Here is a 20648-nt window from a genome sequence, read left to right as displayed (position 1 = left end):
TCAGGACCCTCCGTTGTCGGTGAGCAGGTGGAGCGGGGGAGCGGGCAGTGGCTCGTCGCCCTCCCAGGTGCGGGCGAGGGTGCCCACGGTGCTGAGGTCGCCGAGGAGGATGCCGCCGACGAGGCGGTCACCGCGCAGGACGACCTTCCGGTAAGCGCCGCGCGTGGCGTCGGCGAGACGGAGCACGTCGTCGCCCGGCGCGGGGGTCGTCTCGCCGAAGGAGGCGATGTCCAGGGTCGCCGGGCCGCCCAGGGTGAGCCGGGTCAGCGAGCGGGTGCCGCCGTAGCGCGCCGCGGGGTCGGCCGTCAGGACGTCGGCCAGCGCATCCGCCTGCTCGGTGGCCGGGCCCGCGAGGCCGTAGACGACGCCGTCGTGCTGGGCGCAGTCGCCGATGGCGTGGACCGACGGGTCCGAGGTGCGCAGCGTGTCGTCCACCACCACCCCCTTGGCGACCGCCAGCCCCGCCGCCTGGGCGAGACCGACGCGCGGCCGGACGCCGCAGGCCAGCACGACCAGGTCGGCGCCGAGGTGGTAGCCGTCGGCGAGTTCGACCGCGGTGACCACCGGACGCGCCGCCCGGCCGTCATCAGCGGCCCCCCGGGGCAGGGTCAGCGGACGCGCCCCGGCGGGCCCGCCTCCCGTACGCGCGGCCATCACCAGCCGCAGCTGCCGGGAGGGCTGCGCGCCCCCGTCCTCGTCGCGGGTCAGCAGACCGCGCACCCGGCACTGGGTGTGCACCTCGACGCCCAGCCCCTCCAGATGGGCGCGCAGCAACTCCGCGGCGGCCTCGTCGAGATGGCGTTCCAGCAGGTGCTCACCCTGGGTGGCGACCACCACCTGCGCCCCGCGCGCCGCCAGCGCCCGCGCCGCCGACACCCCGAGCAACCCGCCGCCGACGACCACCGCGCGGGCCCCGGGACGCACGGCCGCCGAGAGCGCGAGGCAGTCGTCCATCGTGCGGAAGGCGTGCACCCCCTCCGGCACCATGCCGCTGTCCCGCGCGAACAGCCCGCGCAGCGGCGGCAGCACCGGATTGGAGCCGGTCGCCAGCACCAGCCGGTCGTACCGGACCACACCGCCGTCGTCGCAGACCACGGCCCGCTCGTCGCGGTCGATCCGCACCACCCGGACACCCCGGCGCACCACCGCTCCGGGCGCACCCGGCAGGGCGACCACCTCCGGCGCGTACCGGCCCGCCAGCACCTCCGCGAGCAGCACCCGGTTGTACGGGGTGTGCCGCTCCTCGCCGATCACCGTGACGTCCACGCCGGAGGGCGCCAGACGCTGCGCGAGTCGCGCCCCCGCCAAGCCGCCGCCGACCACCACCATTTTCATGGCACGAGCCTGCGGTGCCGCTGTTACCCGGCCGCATCCCCGTCGTTTCCCGGGGGGAACAGTGCCCTCAGCGTCGGGCCGGCATGGCTGTGAGGCCGAAGTGGCCCACCGATCCCGCGGCTTGGTGGCCCTGTCCGCCAGTCCACCTGGTCCCTACGGTTGACCCATGACCCTGGCGCGACTCACCCCGCCCGCCGGCCCACCCAGACTCCTCGCGCTCGCCCAGCTCGCCAACTCCGTCGGCGACGGCGCCTATCTCGTCTGCTCCGCGCTCTACTTCACCCGGATCGTCGGCCTCCCGCCCGAGCAGGTCGGCCTCGGCCTCACTGTCGCCTGGGGCCTCGGCTCCGTCGCGGGTGTGCCCCTCGGCCACCTCGCCGACCGGCGCGGCCCGCGCGGCACGGCCGTTGTGCTGGCGCTCACCACGGCCGCCTCGGTGGCCGGCCTCCTCGCTGCCCGCTCCTTCGCGGCCTTCCTCCTCGCCGTGTGCGCGTACGCCGTCGGCCAGTGCGGGCTCGCCGCCGCCCGCCAGGCCCTGCTGGCCGCCCTGGTACGGCCCGAGAAAAGGACCGGGCTGCTGGCATACCTCCAGTCCACGCTCAACGCCGGGCTGGGCGCCGGAGCCGCGCTGGGCGGGCTCGCCCTGCACGCCGGCACACGCACCGCCTACCTCGCGGTCCTCGCCGTCGACGTGGCGGGATTCCTCGTCTGCGCGGCCGTGCTGTCCCGGCTGCCCGCCGTACCGCCCCGGCCGCCCGTCGCCGCTGCCGAACCGGCCTTCGCGGTGCTCCGCGACCGCCGGTACGCCCTGGTCACCGCGCTCAACGCGATCCTGCTGCTGCGCATGCCGCTGCTGTCGCTGGTCGTCCCGCTCTGGGTCGTGGAGCACACTTCCGCCCCCGGCTGGATCGTGGCCGCCCTGCTGCTGCTCAACACCGCCGCCGTGACGCTCTGTCAGGTGCGGGCGGCGCGCGCCGTCACCGGCCTGCCTTCCGCGTGCCGCGCCGTGCGCCGCTCCGGTGTCCTCCTGCTCGCCTCCTGCGCCGTCTTCGCGCTCTCGGCGTACGGCGGTTCGGCCGCCGTCGCGGCGGGTGTGCTGCTGGCGGCCGCGGCCCTGCAGGTCGCGGGGGAGATGCTGCAGTCCGCGGGCTCCTGGCAGATCGCCTTCGACCTGGCCCCACCGGACCGCCAGGGCCAGTACCAGGGCTTCTTCGGCGCCGGCACCGCCGCCGCCCGCACCCTCGGCCCGGCCCTCCTCACGCCCCTAGTCCTGTCGGGCGGCACCGCGGGCTGGCTCGTCCTCGGCGCCCTCTTCCTCGCGGCGGCCCACGCCATGGGACCCGCGACCCGGCTCGCCCGGCCCCGCGCCCTCGCTACCGACGGTCGACCCTGATCATGGCGATCCCGGGCCGGACCTTGGCCACCGACGCGAAGTCCTGGTCGGCGTGGATCAGGGTCAGACCGTGGGCCTCCGCGGTCAGCGCGATGAGGATGTCCATGGGCGACGGTCCGCGGTGGTGCCCGATGGCGATCAGATCACGCTGCACGGCGTGGATCCGGCGCCAGGGATCGTCGAGCGCCGGGCACCGGCCGAAGGTCCGGCGCAGCACGGAGAGAAAGGGCTCGTACTCCCGATCGGCGCGCACACCGGTCATCAACTCGGCTTCGACCGGCGGACACATGGCGACCAGCCCCCGGGCCACATGCGTGGGCCACGGCTCGGGGATCTGCCGCCGCAACAGGCGCCACACCGCCGAGGTGTCGGCGAGGTAGCTCATCGGCCGCCGCGCTCCTGCTCCGCCAGGTAGTCGAAGTCCAGGACGTCCTCGGCATGTTCCTGGAGCCATGCCAGTCCGCGGGCACGGTCGTCGGCGCTCGTCCCGGCCGCTATCGACAGGGCCAGATTGATCGTCTCGCGCTTCGTCCTGGTGCCGAGCTGCCGCTGGGCGAGGGCGAGCATCGCGTCGTCCAGATCGATGACCGTGCGTGCCATGACGGCCTCCCCGGTTGATATCAGGTGGGATGCCAGTATATCAACAGCGATATCAGACGTCGATGGTCCGCGGCTCCGCCCGTTCGACGCGGACCGCGCACACCTTGAACTCCGGCATGCGGGACGTCGGGTCGAGCGCCGGGTTGGTCAGGGTGTTGGCCCGGCCCTCGCCCGCCCAGTGGAAGGGCATGAAGACCGTGTCCGGACGGATGGCGCGGTCCACCCGGGCCGGCGCCACCGCGCGGCCCCGGCGCGACGTGACGGCGACCGGCTCGCCCTCGGCGACGCCGATGCGCTCGGCCAGGCGCGGGTGGAGCTGCACGAAGGGCCCTGGCGCGGCCGCGTTCAGCTCCGCCACCCGACGTGTCTGGGCGCCCGACTGGTACTGCGCCAGCACCCGGCCGGTCGTCAGGTACAGAGGGAAGTCCCCGTCCGGCTCCTCGGCCGCCGGCCGGTGCAGCACCGGCACGAACCTCGCCCGGCCGTCCGGCGTCGCGAACCGGTCGAGGAACAGCCGGGGCGTGCCCGGGTGCGCGGCGGCGTCCCCGGCCGGGGCGTCCGGGCACGGCCAGAACACCCCGTCCTCCGCCTCGGTCCGGCGGTAGGTGATCCCCGAGTAGTCCGCGGGCCCGCCCGCCGACGCGCGGCGCAGCTCCTCGAAGACCTCCTCCGGGTCGGCCGGAAAGCCCTTCTCCCAGCCCAGCCGCGCGGCCAGCCGGTTCAGCACGTACAGGTCGCTGCGCACACCCTCCGGTGGGTCCAGGGCCTTGCGCCGCAGCAGCACCCTGCCTTCCAGGCTCGTCGTGGTGCCCGTCTCCTCGGCCCACTGCGTCACCGGCAGCACCACGTCGGCCATCGCCGCCGTCTCCGACAGCACCACGTCGCACACGGCGAGGAAGTCCAGCGCCGCGATGCGCTCCGTGACGTGCGCCGCCCGCGGCGCGGAGACCACCGGGTTGGAGCCCATCAGCAGCAGGCCCTTCACGTCCCGGCCCAGCGCGTCCAGCAGCTCGTACGCGCTGCGCCCCGGCCCCGGCAGGTCGTCCGGGTCGACCCCCCACACCCCGGCCAGGTGGGCGCGCGCCGCCGGGTCGTCCAGCTTGCGGTAGCCGGGCAGCTGGTCGGCCTTCTGGCCGTGTTCCCGGCCGCCCTGGCCGTTGCCCTGCCCCGTGAGGCAGCCGTACCCCGACAGCGGGCGCCCCGCGCGGCCCGTCGCCAGGCACAGGTTGATCCACGCGCTCACCGTGTCCGTGCCCTTCGACTGCTGCTCCGGGCCGCGCGCGGTCAGCACCATCGCCTCCGGCACGGCGCAGAACATCTCCACCGCCGCACGCAGGCTGGGCACCGGCACCCCCGTGATCCGCTCGACCAGCTCCGGCCAGAGCGACATCGCCGCGGCGCGCGCCTCCGGCCAGCCGGTCGTGCGCCGCGCGACGAAGTCCTCGTCCACGCGGCCCTGCGCGACCACCAGGTGCAGCAGGCCCAGCGCGAGGGCGAGGTCGGTGCCGGGACGCGGTTGCAGGTGCAGGTCGGCGTGCTCGGCGGTGCGCGTGCGGCGCGGGTCCACGACGATCAGGCGGCCGCCGTTCTCCTTCAGCTCCGTGAAGTAGCGCAGCGCGGGCGGCATCGTCTCGGCGAGGTTCGAGCCGACCAGGATCACGCAGCCGGTCCGCGGGATGTCCGCCAGCGGGAACGGCAGGCCCCGGTCCAGGCCGAAGGCCCTGGTGTGGGCGGCCGCGGCGGAGGACATGCAGAAGCGGCCGTTGTAGTCGATCTGGGACGTCCGCAGCACGACGCGGGCGAACTTGCCCAGCGCGTACGCCTTCTCGTTGGTCAGGCCCCCGCCGCCGAAGACGCCGACGGCGTCGGGGCCGTGGGCGGCCCGCACCCGGAGCAGGCCTTCCGCGACCCGGTCCAGGGCGTCCTCCCAGGTGGCCGGCTCCAGCTGCCCGGAGGCGCGGTCCCTGACCAGCGGTCCGGTCAGCCGTGCCGTCGGGGACAGCACGGCGGGCGCGGTGCGGCCCTTGCCGCACAGGGCTCCCCTGTTCACGGGGAAGTCCCGCTCCACCACCTCGGGGATGCCCCCGCTGCCTGGACGCAGGCCCATTCCGCACTGCAGGGCACAGTACGGACAGTGCGTGTCGACGGTTCCGCTGGCGCTCATGCCGTCCACGATGCGGCGCCGGTGTTTCGCCCCACGCCCGCGGGCGTTACGCCCGGCGCACGGGGCGCTCCCCGCGGGGTTGTGCCGGGTGTGAGGCTGTGCGACCGGTGCCGCGGGTGCGGGTGCCTGCGGCGGGCGGTTCCCCAGCCGCCGCGGTTGGTCGCCGCCACGCACGGGCGCAGGCCCTCACCATCGCGCCGGATGGGGGCTACTCCGGTCGAAGGCTGGGGAGGAGGGCGGGCGAACCGCCCGCCGCAGGCGCGACGTCCGCCCACGAGGCACCGCCCGCCGCAGGCGCAGACGACCCGCACACGGCAACCGGCCGCAAGGGGCACCCCGGTCCGGGGCTACCGGGTCTATTCGCTTCACCACCGGGCTCAGCCCGGTGGTGAAGCGAATCTTTGGCCCGCTGTGACCTCAGTTGTGTGCACGGATCCGCGCTGTTCGCCTCAGCCCGGGTCAGAGCGGCCGGTTCGGGGCGGCGAGGATGTCAACCCAGGGTGCGCTGGACGCCCCGCTCACGAGGGCCGAGGAAACGGGGATCCGGGGTGAACGCCGCGTCGAAGGCGGCCTTCACGGCTCCCGCGACCTCGCGGGTCCCCCCGTAGTACCAGGTGGCGTCGTGCCGCTCGTCGACCCCGATCCCGTACGCCTCGATCCCGGCCGCCCCGCACAGCGCCAGCGCCCGACGTATGTGGAAGCCCTGGCTGACCAGGAGCGCCCGGTCGACGCCGAAGACCCGCCGGGCCCGGGTGCAGGAGTCCCACGTGTCGAAGCCGGCGTAGTCGAGGACGACCTTTTCCGAGGGCACGCCGTGCGCCGCCAGGTAGTCCCGCATCGCGCTCGGCTCGTCGTAGTCGGTGCGGCTGTTGTCGCCGGTGACGAGGACCGCCCGCACCTTGCCCGCCGCCCACAGCTCGGCGGCCGCGTCGAGGCGGTGGGCCAGGTAGGGGGAGGGCTCACCGTTCCACAGGCCCGCGCCGAAGACGACGGCGACGGGCTCCGCGGGGGCGGTCGCCACCGTGCGGACCCGGTCGTCGGTCGTGACCTGGAGCCACGTCGAGGGGAGCAGCGCCAGCACGCCCAGCGCCACGGCCCCCCACAGCAGGCGCCGCCGTCCCCGCCTGGACCGCGGCAGCCGTGTGAGTCGCGTGAGCCGTCGCACTCCCGTGAGCCGCCGCAGCCGCGCGAGCCGCCGCAGCCGTGGCAGGACGGCTCCTCCGCCCGCCTCCGGCGCCTTCCGGTTCACGCTTCGTTCCACGTCCGAGTCGACGTCCCGCACGTCCTTGCGGTTCCATGATGATGATGCGTGACGACCATTCCCGACTCCCGTTCTTCGTGTACGGGACCCTGCGGCCGGGCGAGATCAACCATTCCTGGCTGCTGCGCGGCCGGACGACGTCCGAGACGCCCGCCGTGCTGCACGGCGCGCTGCTCTTCGAGGGCCCGGGCTACCCGTACGCCGTCGCCGACGACCACGGCCGCGTCCACGGCGATGTGATCCACCCGGTCGATGACCTGTACCAGGAGGTGCTCGCGGACCTCGACCGTCTGGAGGAGTACAGCCCCGATGAGCCCGGTAACCTGTACGAACGCGTCGTCCGCGACGTGCGCACCTACGCCGGGCGGACGCTGCCGGCCTGGGTCTACCTGGCGGCCGCCGACCACGAGCGCGACCTGCGGGAGAAGGGACGCCCCATCGCCGGCGGCGACTGGAAGCGCCGCTGACGCGGCCCGTGTGCGCGGGGCCCTCACACCGGCCCGTGCGACGTGTGATGCGGCGGAAACCAGTCGTCATGCCGGTGCAACGGCCCGGCAATCCCCGCTCGCCACACTCAGTGCATGACGGCCAAGGAACCCGCACCGCACGGCGTGCCAGGACCGGAGCACTTCGACAGCACGGCACAGCTCATGTCCCGGATCACCACGCAGCTCAGCAGCCGGCTCGCCCGGGTGACACTGCGCTCCGCGGCCCCGCGCCCCCCGGTCCTGGTCGCCGTCGCGCACGGCAGCCGCGACCCGGCGGCGCTGCGCACCGCGCTCGCCCTCGTGGACCGGATCAGGGACCTGCGCCCGGGGCTGTCCGTGCGGCTCGGCCACATCGAGATCGACGAGCCGCCGCTGGACGACACCCTGGCCGCCCTGGACGGGGAGGCCGTCCTGGTACCGCTGATGCTGACCCGCGGCCACCACGTCAAGCGGGACATCCCCGGGGCGCTGGCCCGTGCCCCGCACCTGCGCGGACGGGTCGCGGCGCCGCTCGGCCCGCACCCGCTGCTGGCCGAGGCGCTGCACGACCGGCTGGCCGAGGCCGGCTGGCGCACCGGCTCCCCGCGGGCCGCCCGGCGCGCCGGGATCGTGCTGGCCGCCGCCGGGTCCCGGGACCCGCGGTCGGCCCGGGACACCGAGGCGACGGCGGCGCTGCTGCGGGCCCGGCTGGGCGGGAACGTCCCGGTGGTGCCCGCGTACGCGTCGGCGGGGCCGGACGTCGCGGGCGCGGTGCGGCGGCTGGCGGCCGGCGGCCGGGACCGGGTCGCGGTGGCGTCCTGCTTCGCTGCGCCGGGCCGCTTCGCGACGGCGACGGCCGCCGCGGCGCCGTGGATCGCCGCGGCCCCGCTCGGCGCGCATCCGGCGATGGCCGCGCTGGTGCTGCACCGCTACGACCGGGCGCTGGCCGGCACGGCGGGTTCCGCCGCCGCGGCGCAGCCGGCCACGGCGTAGCCGCCGGTATCCGGTCGCGCCCGCTACCGTCGCGGTATGGACGCGAACCACCCCGCGGCGGCCGACTACGCCCCCTACAGCGAAGCCGACACCGAACGCTACGTGCCCGAGCCCGACAAGCGGGCCGGTCGCACCTCGTTCCAGCGGGACCGGGCCCGCATGCTGCACTCCGCGGCACTGCGCAGGCTGGCCGGGAAGACGCAGGTGGTGGACCCGGTCGACGACGCCCGGGCGATCAACAGCAGCCCGCGGACGCGGCTGACGCACAGCCTGGAGTGCGCCCAGGTCGGCCGGGAACTCGGGGCGGCCCTCGGCTGCGACCCGGACCTGGTGGAGACCGCCTGCCTGGCCCACGACATCGGCCATCCGCCGTTCGGCCACAACGGCGAGATGGTGCTCGCCGAGGTCGCGGCCGGCTGCGGCGGCTTCGAGGGCAACGCCCAGAGCCTGCGCATCCTGACCCGGCTGGAGCCGAAGCGTTTCGCCCACGCCGACGACGGCACCCTGATCAGCGTGGGCCTCAACCTGACCCGGGCGGCGCTGGACGCGGCGACGAAGTACCCGTGGACGCGCGGCGGACACCCCACCGACCCCACCAGCCCCAAGTTCGGCGTGTACGAGGACGACCTGCCGGTCTTCGAGTGGCTGCGCCGCACCGCCCCCGCCGACCGCCCGTACGTGCAGTGCTTCGAGGCACAGGTCATGGACTGGGCCGACGACGTGGCGTACTCCGTCCACGACGTCGAGGACGGTCTGCACGCCGGCCACCTGGACCCGGCGGTGCTGCTCGCCGACCCCGAGCGCCGGGAGATCTTCGCCGTGGCAGCCGCCCGCTACGCCCCCGGGGCGGCCGGGGACGAGCTCGCCGAGGCCCTGGACCGGCTGCTGGACATGGAGTGGTGGCCGCACGGCTACGACGGCTCCGCCATCGCCCAGGCCCGGCTGAAGGACGCCAGCTCGCAGCTGATCGGCCGTTTCTGCCTGGCCGCCGAGCGCGCCACCCGCGACGCCTACGGCACCGGCCGGCTCACCCGCCACCGCGCCCAGCTGGTCGTACCGCGCGACCAGCGGCTGGAGTGCGCCGTACTGAAGGCGGTCGCCGACCGTTACGTCATGCAGCGCGAGGCGCAGGAGCGGCGGCGCGCCCAGCAGCGCGTGGTCATCGGGGAACTCGCCGAGGCCCTGCTGGCCAGGGCGCCGGAGGGGCTGGACCCGCAGTTCCGCGGCATCTTCGACGCGGCCAAGGACGACCGGGCCCGGCAGCGGGCCGTCGTCGACCAGATCGCCTCGCTCACGGACGCCGCCGCGACCGCTCTGCACGCCCGGCTCACCGCCTCCCGGTGAGCTCCCGGCGGGCCCCCGTCCGCCCCCGCGCGCCGTGCCGCCCCCGTTCCCGGTCGGCGCGGCACTCTTCACGTCGGCCCTGCCGTGCGGGACGCTCACATCACTGGCAATTGCCAGAGGGAGGGCCGCCGGGCACCCGAGGACACCAGGGAGGCGCACAGTGGTGGACGCAGACCACACATTCGTCATCGTCGGGGCGGGGCTCGCCGGGGCGAAAGCGGCGGAGACGCTGCGCTCCGAGGGCTTCACCGGCCGCGTGATACTGATCGGGGACGAACGCGACCACCCCTACGAGCGACCGCCGCTCTCCAAGGGCTTCCTGCTCGGCAACGAGGAGCGCGACTCGGTCTTCGTCCATCCCGCCGCCTGGTACGCCGAGCACGACGTCGAACTCCACCTCGGCCAGCCGGTCACCGGCCTGGACCGGGCCGGCCGGCGCATCACCCTGGGCGACGGCACCGCCATCCCGTACGACCGGCTGCTGCTGACCACCGGCGCCGAGCCGCGCCGGCTGGACATCCCCGGCACCGACCTGGCCGGGGTGCACCACCTGCGCCGCCTCGCGCACGCCGAGCGGCTGAAGAACGTGCTGACCGCGCTCGGCCGCGAGAACGGCCATCTGGTCATCGCCGGGGCGGGCTGGATCGGCCTGGAGGTGGCGGCCGCCGCCCGCGGCTACGGCGTCGAGGTCACGGTCGTCGAGCCGCAGCCGTGCCCGCTGCACTCCGTCCTCGGCCCGGAGCTCGGCGAGGTCTTCGCCGACCTGCACCGCGAGCACGGGGTGCGCTTCCACTTCGGCGCGCGGCTCACCGAGATCACCGGCCAGGACGGCATGGTGATGTCGGTGCTCACCGACGACGGCGAGGAGCACCCCGCCCACCACGTGCTCGCCGCGATCGGCGCCGCGCCGCGCACCGCGCTCGCCGAGGCCTCCGGGCTCGCGCTGGCCGACCGTGCCGCCGGCGGCGGGATCGCCGTGGACGCCTCCCTGCGCACCTCCGACCCCGACGTCTTCGCCGCCGGTGACGTCGCCAACGCCGAACACCCCCTGCTGGGCGGCCGGTTGCGGGTCGAGCACTGGGCGAACGCGCTCAACAGCGGGCCCGTGGCGGCGCGTGCCATGCTCGGCAGGGACGTCGTGTACGACCGGGTCCCGTACTTCTTCACCGACCAGTACGACCTGGGCATGGAGTTCTCCGGGCACGCCGCCCCCGGCACCTACGACCAGGTGCTGGCCCGGGGCGACATGGGCAAGCGGCAGTTCATCGCCTTCTGGCTGCGCGAGGGCCGGGTGCTGGCCGGGATGAACGTCAATGTGTGGGACGTGACCGACACCGTCCAGAAGCTCATCCGCTGCGGCCGCCAGGTCGACCCCGACGCGCTGGCCGACCCCAAGGTGCCGCTGGCCTCCCTCCTGGAGTGACCCCGGGAGCGGTCACCTAGCATGGCTGTCATGGAGCCCAGAACCGCCGTCGTACCCGTTGAGGAGATCTTCGATCTGCGCTGGAGGGTGCTGCGGCCCGGGCTCCCCCGCGTTTCGGCGATCTTCCTGGAGGACGGCCACCCGCTCGCCTTCCACATGGCGGCCTACGGCGACGGCGGCGACGAGGTCGTGGCGTGCGTCACGCTCTTCCCGGAGCGGCTGCCCGGCGACACCGCGGTCGAGTACCGGATCCGCGGCATGGCCAGCGCGCCCGAGGTCCGCGGCCGCGGCTACGGGTCGGCGCTGCTGCGCGCCGCGCTGGAGCAGGCCCGGCAGCGCGGGGCCGAGCTGGTGTGGTGCAACGGCCGCACCTCGGCGCGCGGCTTCTGGGAGGGCCAGGGCTTCACGGCGGTGGGGGAGGAGTTCGTGCTGGAGCCGGCCGGTCCGCACTTCCTCTTCGTCGCCAAGCTGGTCTGACCTTCCGCGGGCAGCGCCGTAGAATCCTTCCGTGGCTGGGCGGATCAGGGACGAGGACGTCAAGGCGGTGCGGGACGCGGTCCCGATCGACGCCGTCGTGTCCGAGTACCTGCAGCTCAGGAACGCGGGCGGCGGCAATCTGAAGGGCCTGTGCCCCTTCCACGACGAGAAGTCCCCGTCCTTCCACGTGAGCCCCAGCAAGGGGCTCTACCACTGCTTCGGCTGCCAGGAGGGCGGCGACACCCTCGACTTCGTGATGAAGGTCGACCACCTGTCCTTCTCCGAGGCGGTCGAGCGGCTCGCCGCCGTGGCGGGCATCACGCTGCGGTACGAGGAGGGCGGCTACACCCCGGGCCGCCAGCAGGGCGAGCGGATCCGGCTGATCGAGGCGCACAAGGCCGCCGCGCAGTTCTACGTCGAGCAGCTCGGCGGCGCCGAGGCGGAGATCGGCCGGAAGTTCCTCGCCGAGCGCGGCTTCGACCAGGCCGCCGCAGAACACTTCGGCGTCGGTTACGCCCCGGCCGGGTGGGACCACCTCGTCCGCTTCCTGCGCGGCAGGGGCTTCACCGACCGCGAGCTGATCGTCTCCGGGCTGGCCAGCGAGAGCCGCCGCGGCGGCGCCATCGACCGCTTCCGCGGCCGGCTGATCTGGCCGATCCGCGACATCACCGGCGAGGTGATCGGCTTCGGCGCGCGCAAGCTGCGCGAGGACGACCAGGGCCCGAAGTACCTCAACACCCCCGAGACGCCGATCTACAAGAAGTCCCAGGTCCTGTACGGCATCGATCTGGCCAAGAAGGAGATCGGCCGCACCAGCCGGGCCGTCGTGGTCGAGGGCTACACCGACGTCATGGCCTGCCACCTCGCGGGCGTCACCACCGCCATCGCGACCTGCGGCACCGCCTTCGGCGGCGATCACATCAAGATCCTCCGCCGGATGCTGATGGACAACGCCAACGCCGAGGTGGTCTTCACCTTCGACGGCGACGAGGCCGGCCAGAAGGCCGCCCTGCGTGCCTTCGAGGACGACCAGAAGTTCGCCGCCGAGACCTCCATCGCCATCACCCCCGGCGGCATGGACCCGTGCGAACTGCGCCTGGCCGAGGGGGACGCGGCCGTGCAGCGGCTGATGGACACCCGCACGCCGCTGTTCGCCTTCGCTCTGCGGTCGGCCGTCGCCCGCTACAACCTCGACACCGCCGAGGGCCGGGCCTCCGCACTGGAGGCGGGCGCGCCCATCGTCGCGGGCATCAAGAACGCCGCCATCCAGCACGAGTACGCGGTGCAGCTCGCCGGCATGCTCGGCATCCTCGACTCGCAGTTCGTGGTGCGCCGCGTCGCACAGCTCGCCCGCTGGCAGCGCGAACGCCGCCAGTCCCAAGGCCCGTCGGGCCCGGGCGGCCCCGGCCACGGCACCCGTGGCGGCCCGCCGCCGGCGCAGCAGGCGGCCCCCGCCGGGCCGGCGGCGCCGCGCGGTCCCCGGCTGGACCTGCGCAGCCCGGCGCACCGCGTCGAGCGTGAGCTGCTCAAGCTGGCCCTGCAGCACCCGCAGCTGGTCTCCCCGGCCTTCGACGCCTACGGGGAGGACGAGTTCACCGCCCCGCCGTACACCGCCGTGCGCCGCGCCATCGCCGAGGCGGGCGGCGCGGAGTCCGCGGACGCCGACTACCTGGCCCGCGTGCGGGACGTCGCGCCGGACGACACGGTCCGCGGCATGGTGACGGAACTCGCCGTCGAGGCCGTGATGCACAAGGCCCCCGACATCTACGCGGGCGAGGTCCTCGTCCGGGTCCGCCTGCTCGCGGTCGAGCGTCGTGTCGCCGAGGTCCGCGCCTCCCTCACCCGGCTCGGTCCCCGTGCCGACGAGGCTCGGCTCGCGGCCGTCCAGGGCGAGCTGTGGGCCCTCCAGCAGTACGGCCAGCGGCTGCGCGAGCAGGGCGCCGCAGCCCTGTGAGCCGGGCCGCGCCGGGCCGTCCGGCCCCGGAACGGACGGGGACGCGGGCGTGACGAGGGGGTTGCCCTCCGTCACAAAAAAGCGGCGCACGACCCTCGTGGGCACGGTGTGCCGTACGCCACACTGGGGGTGGTGCAAGAGTCCTCGGAGCGCGGACTACCGAGCGGTGTCGACGGTGACGCCACCGGAGTACCGCTGACGGCGAACTCCCGGACGAGCCGCGGCGAGGGCGCCGCGACCGTTCCGCCGGTGCGTGTCTCCGAGTCCGTGGCTGCGCTCACCGTGGAGGTCGCTCCCGTGCACATCCGGACCCTGACGCCCCCGGCGCTCCCGGCCGACGACCTGCTGGAGTGCGTGCCGGAGCAGAACCACGCGGCCGTGCACCCCGAGGAGCCGGCCGGCGAACCCGGCGAGAGACAAGCGCATGCGCGTGCGCAGGCCGCGGCCGAGGCCGGGCCCGACCCTGACCTCCAGTCCGACCTCCAGCCCGGCCCCGAGTCCGATCCCGACCCGGGCCCCGTACGACGGCGGTCGGGCGACGAGGTCTCCGGCCCGTCCGCCGACCTCTTCCGCCAGTACCTGCGGGAGATCGGCCGGATACCCCTGCTCACCGCAGAGGAGGAGGTCGAGCTCGCCCGCCGGGTCGAGGCCGGCCTCTTCGCGGAGGAGAAGCTGGGCAGCACCCCGGACCCCGACTCCCGGCTCGCCGTCGACCTCGACCGGCTGGTGGTGCTCGGCCGGATGGCCAAACGCCGCCTGATCGAGGCCAATCTGCGCCTGGTCGTCTCGGTCGCCAAGCGTTACGTCGGCCGCGGCCTGACCATGCTCGACCTGGTCCAGGAGGGCAACCTCGGGTTGATCCGCGCCGTGGAGAAGTTCGACTACGCCCGCGGCTACAAGTTCTCCACCTACGCGACCTGGTGGATCCGCCAGGCCATGAGCCGCGCGCTGGCCGACCAGGCCCGCACCATCCGGGTCCCGGTCCACGTCGTGGAGCTGATCAACCGCGTCGTCCGCGTCCAGCGCCGCCTGCTGCAGGAACGCGGCTACGAGCCCACCACCGAGGAGGTCGGCGCCCACCTGGAGATCCCCCCGGAGCGGGTCACCGAGGTGCTGCGGCTGGCGCAGGAACCGGTGAGCCTGCACGCCCCGGTGGGCGAGGAGGAGGACGTCGCCCTCGGCGACCTCATCGAGGACGGCGACGCCGCCTCGCCCGTGGAGTCCGCCGCCTTCCTGCTGCTGCGCGAGCACCTGGAGGCGGTGCTGTCCACCCTCGGCGAGCGCGAGCGCAAGGTCGTCCAGCTGCGGTACGGCCTGGCCGACGGACGCCCGCGCACCCTGGAGGAGATCGGCCGGATCTTCGGCGTGACCCGTGAGCGCATCCGGCAGATCGAGTCCAAGACCCTGGGCAAGCTGCGCGACCACGCCTTCGCCGACCAGTTGCGCGGCTACCTGGACTGAGGACGCGTGAGCCCCCGCCGGCCGGGCCGGCGGGGGCTCGTGTCGCGGCGGCGCGGGCGGTCAGTCGACCTCCGCCACCGCCTGCGCGAACTGCGCCGCGTACAGCCGGGCGTAGGCGCCGTCCTTGGCCAGCAGCTCCTGGTGGGTGCCCTGTTCGACGATGTCGCCGCTCTCCATCACCAAGATGACGTCCGCGTCGCGGATCGTGGACAGCCGGTGCGCGATGACGAAGCTGGTGCGGCCGTGGCTGAGCTGCGCCATGGCCCGCTGGATCAGCACCTCGGTGCGCGTGTCGACCGAGCTGGTGGCCTCGTCGAGGACGAGGATCACCGGGTCGGACAGGAACGCCCGCGCGATGGTGATCAGCTGCTTCTCGCCGGCGCTGACGCCCGTGCCGTCGTCGTCGATGACGGTGTCGTAGCCGTCCGGGAGGGTGCGGATGAAGCGGTCCGCGTGCGCGGCGCGCGCGGCCTCCTCGATCTGCTCGCGGGTGGCTCCCTCGGTTCCGTACGCGATGTTCTCCGCGATCGTGCCGCCGAACAGCCAGGTGTCCTGCAGCACCATGCCGATGCCGGAGCGCAGTTCCTCCCGCGGCATGGACGCGATGTCGGTGCCGTCGAGGGTGATCCGCCCGCCGGTGACCTCGTAGAAGCGCATGAGCAGGTTGACCAGGGTGGTCTTGCCCGCGCCGGTCGGGCCGACGATGGCCACCGTGTGGCCCGGCTCGACGGTCAGCGACAGGTCCTCGATGAGCGGCTTCTCCGGCTCGTAGCGGAACGCCACGTCCTCGAACCGGACCTCACCGCGCTGCTCCTTGCGCAGCGAGAGCGTCTTCGGCTCCGGGCTCTGCTCCTGCGCGTCCAGCAGCTCGAAGACCCGCTCGGCGGAGGCGACCCCGGACTGCACCAGGTTGGACATGCTCGCCACCTGCGTCAGCGGCTGGCTGAACTGGCGGCTGTACTGGATGAAGGCCTGAACGTCGCCGATGGACAGCGCGCCGCTCGCCACCCGCAGGCCGCCCACGACGGCGACCAGGATGTAGTTGACGTTCCCGATGAACATCATCGCGGGCTGGATGACGCCCGAGATGAACTGTGCGCGGAAGCCCGACTGGTAGAGCGCCTCGTTCTGCTCGCGGAAGGCCTCCGCCGACTCCTCCTGGCGGCCGAAGACCTTCACCAGGGTGTGCCCGGTGTACATCTCCTCGATGTGGGCGTTGAGCTTGCCGGTGGTCGCCCACTGCCGCACGAACTGCGGCTGGGCCCGCTTGCCGACCGCAGTGGCGACGAACACCGACAGCGGCACGGTCACCAGTGCCACCAGCGCCAGCAGCCAGGAGATCGAGAACATCATCACCAGCACGCCCACGATGGACAGCAGCGCGAAGATGATCTGCCCCATCGTCTGCTGGAGCGTCTGGCCGATGTTGTCGATGTCGTTGGTGGCCCGGCTCAGCACCTCGCCGCGCGGCTGCCGGTCGAAGTACGACAGCGGCAGCCGGGACAGCTTCGCCTCGACGTCCTGGCGCAGCCGGAACACGGTGCGCTGGATGACGGTGGTGGCGAGCCGGCCCTGGACGATCGCGAAGACCGCGGCGGCCGCGTAGACCGCGAGGGCGGTCAGCAGGACGTGGCCCACGGCGTCGAAGTCGATCCCGGCGCCCGGGGTGAAGTCGGTGGACTGCAGCAGGTCGGCGAGGGCGTCGCTGCCCTGCTGCCGCAGGTGCTCGATCGCCCCGGCCTTGTCGGTGCCGGCCGGCAGCGAACGGCCGAGCACCCCGGCGAAGATCAGGTCGGTGGCCCTGCCCAGGATCCTCGGGCCGATGACGTTGAGGGTGACGCCCAGCGTCGTGCAGGCCAGCATGGCGATGACCAGGGCGCGTTCGGGACGCATCAGCCCCAGCAGCCGCTTGCCGGAGCCCTTGAAGTCCAGGGACCGCTCGGTGGGCTGGCCGCCCATGAACCGCATCGGACCCGCCGCGGGTCCAGGCCCCCTCCGGGGCGCGGGGACGCTCATGCCGCCTCCTGCTCGGTGAGCTGGGAGAGCACGATCTCCCGGTACGTGGGATTGCCGTCCATCAGCTCGCGGTGGGTGCCGGTGCCCACCACACGGCCCTCGTCGAGGACCACGATCCGGTCGGCGTCGCGGATGGTGCTGACCCGCTGAGCGACGATCACGACCGTCGCGTCCGCCGTCTCCCGGGCCAGCGCCCGGCGCAGCGCGGCGTCGGTGGCGTAGTCCAGCGCCGAGAAGGAGTCGTCGAAGAGGTAGATGGCCGGCTTGCGCACCAGGGCCCGCGCGATGGCGAGGCGCTGGCGCTGGCCGCCGGAGACGTTGGTGCCGCCCTGCGCGATCGGGGCGTCGAGTCCGGAGCCGCCGCCCTCCTCCGCGAGGCGTTCCACGAAGTCCCGGGCCTGCGCGATCTCCAGGGCGTGCCAGAGGTCCTCGTCGGTGGCCTCGGGGTTGCCGTAGCGCAGGTTGGAGGCGACCGTCCCGGAGAACAGGTACGGCTTCTGCGGGACCAGGGCGACCGTCTCGGCCAGGTGCGCCGCGTCCAGTTCGCGGACGTCGACGCCGTCGATCAGCACCTGGCCGCCGGTGGCGTCGAACAGCCGCGGCACCAGGCCGAGCAGGGTCGTCTTGCCGCTGCCGGTGGAGCCGATCACCGCCGTGGTCTCCCCGGGCCGGGCGATCAGGCCGACGCCGCGCAGCACCTCGGCCTCGGCGCCCGGGTACGCGAAGTCCGCGGCGCGCAGTTCCAGCTCACCGCGCCGGACCGGGAGCCGCACCGGCTCGGCGGGCGGGATGACGCTGGGGTCGGTGCCCAGCACCTCCTCGATGCGCTCGGCGCACACCTCGGCGCGCGGCACCATCATCACCATGAAGGTGGCCATCATGATCGACATCAGGATCTGCATCAGGTAGCTGATGAACGCGGTCAGCGCGCCGATCTGCATGCCGCCGCTGTCGATCCGGTGGGCGCCGAACCACAGCACGGCCACGCTCGTGACGTTCACGACGGCCATCGCGACCGGGAACATCAGCGTCATCGTCCGCCCGGCACGCAGCGCGACGTCCGTCAGGTCGTCGTTGGCCCTGCGGAACCGGTCCTGCTCGAAGTCGTCCTTGACGAAGGCGCGGATGACCCGGATGCCGGTGATCTGCTCGCGCAGCACCCGGTTCACCGTGTCCAGCCGGACCTGCATGGAGCGGAACAGCGGGCGCAGTTTGCGGACCAGCAGCAGTACCAGCACGCCCAGCACCGGCACCACCGCCAGCAGCAGCGAGGACAGCGGCACGTCCTGGCCGAGCGCCATGATGATGCCGCCGAAGCACATGATGGGTGCCGAGACCATCAGCGTGAAGGTCATCAGCACCAGCATCTGCACCTGCTGGACGTCGTTGGTCGTACGGGTGATCAGTGAGGGAGCGCCGAACTGCCCGACCTCGCGCGAGGAGAAGCGCTGCACCCGGTCGAAGACGGAGGCGCGGATGTCCCGGCCGACCGCCATCGAGGTGCGGGCCCCGTGGTAGACGGCGCCCACCGAGCAGGCGAGCTGGGCCAGGGTCACGGCGAGCATGACGCCGCCGGTCCGGAGGATGTAGCCCGTGTCCCCCTTCACGACGCCTTCGTCGATGATGTCGGCGTTCAGGGTGGGCAGGTAGAGCATGGCGAGGGTCGCCACGAGCTGTAGCACGACGAGCGCGTACACGGCGCGCCGGTAGGGCAGCAGATGGGGCCGGAGCAGACGGATCAGCACAACGGGCGAGCTTATAGTCCGATGGTTGCCGCAGGCACAGGGTTTACCGGCTCATGGCCGGCACCGGGATCAACCCGGGAACGCCCCCGGATGCGTCTGCTCACGCACCGCGATGTACTGCTGCCGCACCGAGTGCCCGATCGGCCCGTCGTCCGGGCCCGGTTCGGCGACGGCGTAGTCCGCGGGGTGCCAGTACGGGGGCTGATCCGGCGCGGCTGTGCCGTTCACCACCCCCAGCGACCACGCCGCCTGCCGGGCCGCGCCCAGCGCCGCGTACTCGCCCGGCGGCGGGACCACGATCTGCGCGCCCAGCAGCGCCGGGGCCATCGACCGTACGGCGGGCAGGTCACCCGCGGGGCCCAGCAGGAAGATCCGGCGCACTTCCACCCCGCGCCCGCGCAGCACGTCCAGCGCGTCCGCCAGCCCGCACAGCATCCCCTCGAAGGCCGCCCGCGCCAGGTGCTCCGGCTTCATGCTCTCGCGCCGCAGCCCGTGCAGCGTCCCCGCGGTGTGCGGCAGGTCCGGCGTGCGCTCGCCCTCCAGGTACGGCAGCAGCACCAGGCCGTACGAACCCGGCGTGGAGCGCAGCGCCAGCTCCGACAGACCGGCCAGGTCGGTGCCGAGCAGCTCGGCGGTGCCGCGCAGCACCCGCACCGCGTTGCGGGTGTGCACCACCGGCAGGTGGCGGCCGGTCGCGTCGGCGAAGGAGGTGATCGTGCCGGTCGGGTCGCTCAGGGCGCGGTCGTGCACCGCGAAGACCGTCCCGGCCGCGCCCAGCGACACCACCGCGTCCCCGGGGCCGACGCCAAGACCGAGCGCGGCCGCCATGTTGTCCCCGGTGCCGGCCGAGATCAGCAGTCCCTCCGGGGTCCGGCCGGCCGGCTCGGCGGGCGCGAGCACCTCGGGCAGCTGCACCGGGTGGCCGAGCGCCAGCTCCACGAGGTCCGTTCGCCACCGGCCGGTCGCCGCCGACCAGTAGCCCGTGCCCGAGGCGTCGCCCCGGTCCGTCGTACGCCGCTGGGGGCGGCCCATCAGCTGCCACACCAGCCAGTCGTGCGGCAGCAGCACCTGGGCGGTGCGCTGCGCCGAGGCGGGTTCGTGCCGGGCCAGCCAGCGCAGCTTCGCCACCGGGTACGCGGCCTGCGGCACCGCCCCGACCGCCTCGGCCCAGGCACCCGGACCGCCGAGTTCCTCGGTCAGGTCGGCGGCCTGGATCTGCGCCCGCTTGTCGTTCCAGAGCAGTGCGGGCCGCACCAGCGCCCCGCCGGCGTCCAGCGCCAGCATCCCGTGCTGCTGCCCGGAGACCCCGATGGCCTCCACGCCTTCGAGCATCCCGCTCCTGGCCGCCTCGCCCAGCGACAGCAGCCACGCCTCGGGGTCGACCTCGGTCGGTGTCCCGGCGCCCTCACCGCCCGGCAGGGGGTGCGGGGCGTGGGTCTGCCGGAGCACGGCTCCGCTGCCGGTGTCGCACACGACCACCGTCGTGCCGGTGCCCGAGCTGTCGATCCCCGCCACAATCCCCATGCGGGCATCATGCCGCACCCGGCGCGTACGGCGGAAAACCGGTCACCGCCGCCCGCATCCGCACGCGCCGGACCGGCGCCGTCAGGTGTTGCTGGTGCCCCAGTCGTCCTCGACCGCCGACCCGTTGCCGCGCATCCGGCGCAGCCGCTCCGCGACCGCCGGCGGCAGCCGGTCCCCGACCTTGGCGGTCACCGCGTCCACGGCCTTGACGGCCGCCCCGCGCCCCGCCTGCCCGGCGGACTCCACCGTGTTCCTGACCGCGGGGTTCTGCGCGATGCGCTGGGCGCTCTTGCGCAGCTGCTCGTACCGGTCGCGGCCGGCCCGCGCCCCGAGCACGTATCCGACGGCGACCCCGCTGATGAACGTCAGCCGGTAGCGCATGGCTCCACCCTCTCCTCGTCTCGGGGCTGTGCTTCGCGCCTACCCGTCGTGGCCTGCGGACAACCACGGAGATACCGGTTGGCGGAGCACCCCCCACCTTGCGCTAATGT

Annotated in this window: 17 protein-coding genes; 8 read left to right on the top strand and 9 right to left on the bottom strand. The window is 74.0% G+C overall.

Annotation, left to right across the window (positions count from 1 at the left end; genetic code table 11):
• A complete protein-coding gene (locus ACRWNP_RS28045) occupies positions 1–1329 on the bottom strand; it encodes an NAD(P)/FAD-dependent oxidoreductase (RefSeq protein WP_431966162.1) in 1329 nt (442 codons plus the stop codon).
• Positions 1330–1501: 172 nt separating this feature from the next.
• Here ACRWNP_RS28045 and ACRWNP_RS28040 point away from each other — a divergent pair, with 172 nt between their 5' ends.
• On the top strand, positions 1502–2728 hold the full coding sequence (locus ACRWNP_RS28040; RefSeq protein WP_431966120.1) for an MFS transporter: 1227 nt from the start codon (positions 1502–1504) through the stop codon (positions 2726–2728).
• Here the strand turns inward: ACRWNP_RS28040 and ACRWNP_RS28035 are convergent.
• From ACRWNP_RS28035 to ACRWNP_RS28020, 4 genes are all read right to left on the bottom strand, one after another.
• Positions 2709–3113 (bottom strand): PIN domain-containing protein, encoded by a 405-nt coding sequence (locus ACRWNP_RS28035; protein ID WP_431966118.1) that lies wholly within the window; start codon positions 3111–3113, stop codon positions 2709–2711. The genes ACRWNP_RS28040 and ACRWNP_RS28035 overlap by 20 nt on opposite strands.
• Positions 3110–3328, bottom strand: a complete 219-nt coding sequence (locus ACRWNP_RS28030; protein ID WP_431966116.1) for a type II toxin-antitoxin system VapB family antitoxin — start codon at positions 3326–3328, stop codon at positions 3110–3112. Before ACRWNP_RS28030 ends, ACRWNP_RS28035 begins: the two co-directional genes overlap by 4 nt.
• 52 nt (positions 3329–3380) lie before the next feature.
• Complete coding sequence (locus ACRWNP_RS28025; protein WP_431966114.1) at positions 3381–5492, bottom strand: molybdopterin oxidoreductase family protein; 2112 nt, start codon at positions 5490–5492, stop codon at positions 3381–3383.
• Positions 5493–5982: 490 nt separating this feature from the next.
• Positions 5983–6675, bottom strand: coding sequence for a SanA/YdcF family protein (locus ACRWNP_RS28020; protein WP_431966160.1), 693 nt, complete (start codon positions 6673–6675; stop codon positions 5983–5985).
• Positions 6676–6797: 122 nt separating this feature from the next.
• On the opposite strand from ACRWNP_RS28020, the gene ACRWNP_RS28015 reads away from it, so the two are divergent.
• The 7 genes from ACRWNP_RS28015 (at position 6798) to ACRWNP_RS27985 (ending at position 14872) form a co-directional block, all read left to right on the top strand.
• A complete protein-coding gene (locus ACRWNP_RS28015; protein ID WP_431966112.1) occupies positions 6798–7220 on the top strand; it encodes a gamma-glutamylcyclotransferase family protein in 423 nt (140 codons plus the stop codon).
• A 114-nt stretch (positions 7221–7334) separates the two neighbouring features.
• Positions 7335–8213 (top strand): sirohydrochlorin chelatase, encoded by an 879-nt coding sequence (locus tag ACRWNP_RS28010; RefSeq protein ID WP_431966110.1) that lies wholly within the window; start codon positions 7335–7337, stop codon positions 8211–8213.
• A gap of 36 nt (positions 8214–8249) precedes the next feature.
• Positions 8250–9557, top strand: a complete 1308-nt coding sequence (locus tag ACRWNP_RS28005) for a deoxyguanosinetriphosphate triphosphohydrolase (protein WP_431966108.1) — start codon at positions 8250–8252, stop codon at positions 9555–9557.
• A gap of 160 nt (positions 9558–9717) precedes the next feature.
• A complete protein-coding gene (locus tag ACRWNP_RS28000) occupies positions 9718–10980 on the top strand; it encodes an NAD(P)/FAD-dependent oxidoreductase (protein ID WP_431966106.1) in 1263 nt (420 codons plus the stop codon).
• A 30-nt stretch (positions 10981–11010) separates the two neighbouring features.
• Positions 11011–11457 carry a GNAT family N-acetyltransferase gene (locus tag ACRWNP_RS27995; protein ID WP_431966104.1) on the top strand — a complete coding sequence of 149 codons (447 nt, stop codon included), beginning with the start codon at positions 11011–11013 and terminating at the stop codon, positions 11455–11457.
• Positions 11458–11488: 31 nt separating this feature from the next.
• Positions 11489–13411: a DNA primase gene (gene dnaG, locus ACRWNP_RS27990; protein ID WP_431966102.1), complete on the top strand. Its 1923-nt coding sequence runs from the start codon at positions 11489–11491 to the stop codon at positions 13409–13411.
• Positions 13412–13519: 108 nt separating this feature from the next.
• Entirely contained in the window at positions 13520–14872 is a 1353-nt protein-coding gene (locus ACRWNP_RS27985; RefSeq protein WP_431966100.1) for an RNA polymerase sigma factor, read from the top strand.
• A 60-nt stretch (positions 14873–14932) separates the two neighbouring features.
• Here the strand turns inward: ACRWNP_RS27985 and ACRWNP_RS27980 are convergent, their stop codons facing one another.
• The 4 genes from ACRWNP_RS27980 to ACRWNP_RS27965 all read right to left on the bottom strand — a co-directional run bounded on the left by ACRWNP_RS27980 (position 14933) and on the right by ACRWNP_RS27965 (position 20538).
• Positions 14933–16888, bottom strand: coding sequence for an ABC transporter ATP-binding protein (locus tag ACRWNP_RS27980; RefSeq protein ID WP_431966098.1), 1956 nt, complete (start codon positions 16886–16888; stop codon positions 14933–14935).
• Positions 16885–18633, bottom strand: a complete 1749-nt coding sequence (locus ACRWNP_RS27975) for an ABC transporter ATP-binding protein (protein ID WP_431966096.1) — start codon at positions 18631–18633, stop codon at positions 16885–16887. Before ACRWNP_RS27975 ends, ACRWNP_RS27980 begins: the two co-directional genes overlap by 4 nt.
• 69 nt (positions 18634–18702) lie before the next feature.
• Positions 18703–20157 (bottom strand): FGGY family carbohydrate kinase, encoded by a 1455-nt coding sequence (locus ACRWNP_RS27970; protein ID WP_431966094.1) that lies wholly within the window; start codon positions 20155–20157, stop codon positions 18703–18705.
• A gap of 81 nt (positions 20158–20238) precedes the next feature.
• Entirely contained in the window at positions 20239–20538 is a 300-nt protein-coding gene (locus ACRWNP_RS27965; RefSeq protein WP_431966092.1) for a YtxH domain-containing protein, read from the bottom strand.
• Positions 20539–20648: the final 110 nt, after the last annotated feature.

It is taken from the genome of Actinacidiphila sp. bgisy160 (genome assembly GCF_965342435.1).
In the GTDB taxonomy this organism is placed as follows: domain Bacteria; phylum Actinomycetota; class Actinomycetes; order Streptomycetales; family Streptomycetaceae; genus Actinacidiphila.
The sequence above is the reverse complement of the archived record's forward strand: the minus strand, read 5'-3'. Positions and strand labels throughout refer to the sequence as shown.